Genomic DNA, 2,422 nt, shown 5'->3' with positions numbered 1-2,422 from the left:
GCGACAACGGCGGCGGCGGCGACGGAGCCAGTGGGCAGGCTCACCGAGAGCTGCTGGGAGAAGGCGTTGTCGGCATCGTCCATGAAGTGCTGGAGCAGTGCCTTGTACTGGTCGCGGAACTCCTCGCGGGAGGCCTTGAGACGGTCCATCTCGTCGAGCTCGCTCTGCTTCTCGGCAAGGGCCTGGCGGATGACCTCGCGGGCCTTCTGGTCGGCGTCATTACGAATCTTCTCGGCGTTGTCGCGAGCATCGGCCACGATCTTGTCGGCAGACTGCTGGGCCACGATGAGAACCTTAGAGATCTGGCTCTCGGACGCGGACGTGGCAACCGGGGCCTCAGCCACAGGGGCGGCGGCAGAGGGCTGGTTCTGGAGCTGGGCAACCTGGGCCTGGGCGGCGGCAAGCTGCTGCTCGGAGGCGTTCAGGCGGTTCTTGAGGTCGGCGATCTTCTGCAGCATCGCGTCAACTTCGCCGGACAGACGCTCGAGGAAGTTGTCGACCTCGTCGGTGTCATAGCCGTGCTTGGAGGGAGAGAAGGTGAGCTGGTCGATTTCAGAGGGTGTGATTGCCATTCTGGGTCCCTTTCAGTTCTGGGGCAAGCGCCCCGGGTAACGCGATACGCATGTAGTCAAGTATAGCGCGACTGCCCGCCGGGAACCCCTCCCCCACATCCAACACATGGGGTGGAGAAAACCCGCGGCAGGCGGCCGGGCTCAAACGATGCAACGTGGCCGAGAAGTGCGCAGCGGTATTGGCGGCAGCTCTCGCGGCACTGCTCAAACGCGCCATTGGTCTGGCACATCCAACGCCTCCCAAACGTGCAAAACCGATGGGCGAGCAACGCCAAAGCCAGGCGCGAACCACAAACCGTTACAGCACGCCCAGCACCACGTAGTACAGCAGGCGCTCGCCAATCGACAGCACGAACAGCGCGATGACCGGCGAGAAGTCCAGCCCGCCCATGGGCGGAATGAAGCGGCGGAACAGGTTCATGTACGGGCTCACGATGCGGTCGATCACCACGGCAATGTCATAGACGAGGCTCCCCTCGCGAAGCGGGAACCAGCTCATGAAGCACCAGATGATGACGAGCCACTCGTAGAAGTTCACGAGGGCGGAGATGGCACGAAGTACGGGATAGAGACTCATTACCTAGCCTTTCGCAAGCTCGGCGGTGCGGGCAAGGGCGGCGTCGACGGCGTCGTAGCAAGCCTGCGTGAGCGCCGGCTCGAGCTCGTAGAGGGCCGCGGCGGTAGTGCCGCCCGGGGAGGTCACGGCCTCCATGTAGGCGCGCGGGTGCTCGCCGCTGCGGGCAAGCGAGGCGGCGACGCCGAGCATCGTGGCGTTGACCAGCTCGCGGGCATCGGCGGCGCGCAGGCCGCTGCGGATGCCGGCGCGCGTGAGGGCGTCGACCATGAGGGCGAAGTAGGCAGGCGCGCAGCCCACCACGGCGCCCTCGGCGTCGAGCTGGTCCTCGCGCATGACTTTGGCGGAGCCCAGCGCGGAGAAGATCTGCTGCACGAGCGCCACATCGACCGACGTCGCAGAGGAGCCGCCACAGATGGCAGAGGCACCGGAGCGCACCGAGACCGGCAGGTTGGGCATGACGCGCACGACGCGCGAGTCCGGCAGCGCCTCCTCGAGGGTGGCGATGGTGACGCCCGCGGCGATCGAGACCACGAGGCGGCCCTTGAGCGCATCGGCGCACGACGACAGCACGCCGCTCAGCACCTGCGGCTTCACCGCAAGCACCACGGCATCGGGGTTGGCCGCGAGCAGCGCATCGGCATCGGCAAAGGTCTGGATGCCGCAGTCGTTGGCGAGTGCCTCGAGTTTGTAGGCGTTGTGGTCGCAGGCAAGCACGCGCTCGCCCGGAAGCGCGCCGCTCTGGACGAGGCCGCGGGCGATGGCGCCACCCATGGAACCCGCGCCGATGACGCCCACGGTGAACTGCGCGAGGTACTTCTCGATGTCAGTCATGGTGTCCCCCTTACACAGCGTGGCGGCCACGGGGCCGCCACGTCAAATAGAACATTGCGAATTGCAGCTGGCTAGTCAATGAGGCCGTCGGCGCGCAGCTTGCGGGTGTCGGAATCTGCGAGCTCGACGCCCTTGGGCAGCACGACGAACACACGGTCTCCCAGCTCCTCGACGGCGCCGTCAATGCCGCAGGCAAGGCCAAAGCTGAAGTCGAGAATGCGCTTGGCGACGTCGATCTTGAGGTTCTTGAACGACAGCACCACCGGCTGGTTGGTGCGCACGCGACGCACGACCATCTGAACGTCGTCGTAGCTCGTGGGCTTGAGCACGTAGGCGGGAAGCTTACCGCTCGTGACGCGCGGCACGGCCGTGAGGCCCACGTCGCCGGGCGTGTTGCCCGTGGCGCCAAAGACGCCGGGCTGCGTCATGGGCGGCACGTAGG

Annotated in this window: 4 protein-coding genes; all 4 read right to left on the bottom strand. The window is 66.3% G+C overall.

The genetic code is table 11. The features are described 5' to 3' along the window. Positions 1-572: DivIVA domain-containing protein (locus AC1VTH_RS07910; protein WP_481335611.1), on the bottom strand; the 572-nt coding region annotated here is incomplete at its 3' end. 298 nt (positions 573-870) lie between these two features. Continuing rightward, on the bottom strand, positions 871-1,149 hold the full coding sequence (locus tag AC1VTH_RS07905) for a YggT family protein (RefSeq protein ID WP_293674064.1): 279 nt from the start codon (positions 1,147-1,149) through the stop codon (positions 871-873). Between the two features lie 3 nt (positions 1,150-1,152). After that, positions 1,153-1,980 (bottom strand): pyrroline-5-carboxylate reductase, encoded by an 828-nt coding sequence (gene proC / locus AC1VTH_RS07900; RefSeq protein ID WP_481335609.1) that lies wholly within the window; start codon positions 1,978-1,980, stop codon positions 1,153-1,155. A 71-nt stretch (positions 1,981-2,051) separates the two neighbouring features. Then, positions 2,052-2,422 (bottom strand): cell division protein SepF (locus tag AC1VTH_RS07895; protein WP_481335607.1); only part of this gene is annotated, 371 nt, incomplete at its 5' end.

It is taken from the genome of Parolsenella sp. (assembly GCF_982402205.1).
The sequence above is the reverse complement of the archived record's forward strand: the minus strand, read 5'-3'. Positions and strand labels throughout refer to the sequence as shown.

Bases quoted from the DNA above. Each gene is read 5' to 3' on its own strand.
- AC1VTH_RS07905 (WP_293674064.1), bottom strand. From the start codon at position 1,149: ATGAGTCTCTATCCCGTACTTCGTGCCATCTCCGCCCTCGTGAACTTC.
- proC (WP_481335609.1), bottom strand. From the start codon at position 1,980: ATGACTGACATCGAGAAGTACCTCGCGCAGTTCACCGTGGGCGTCATC.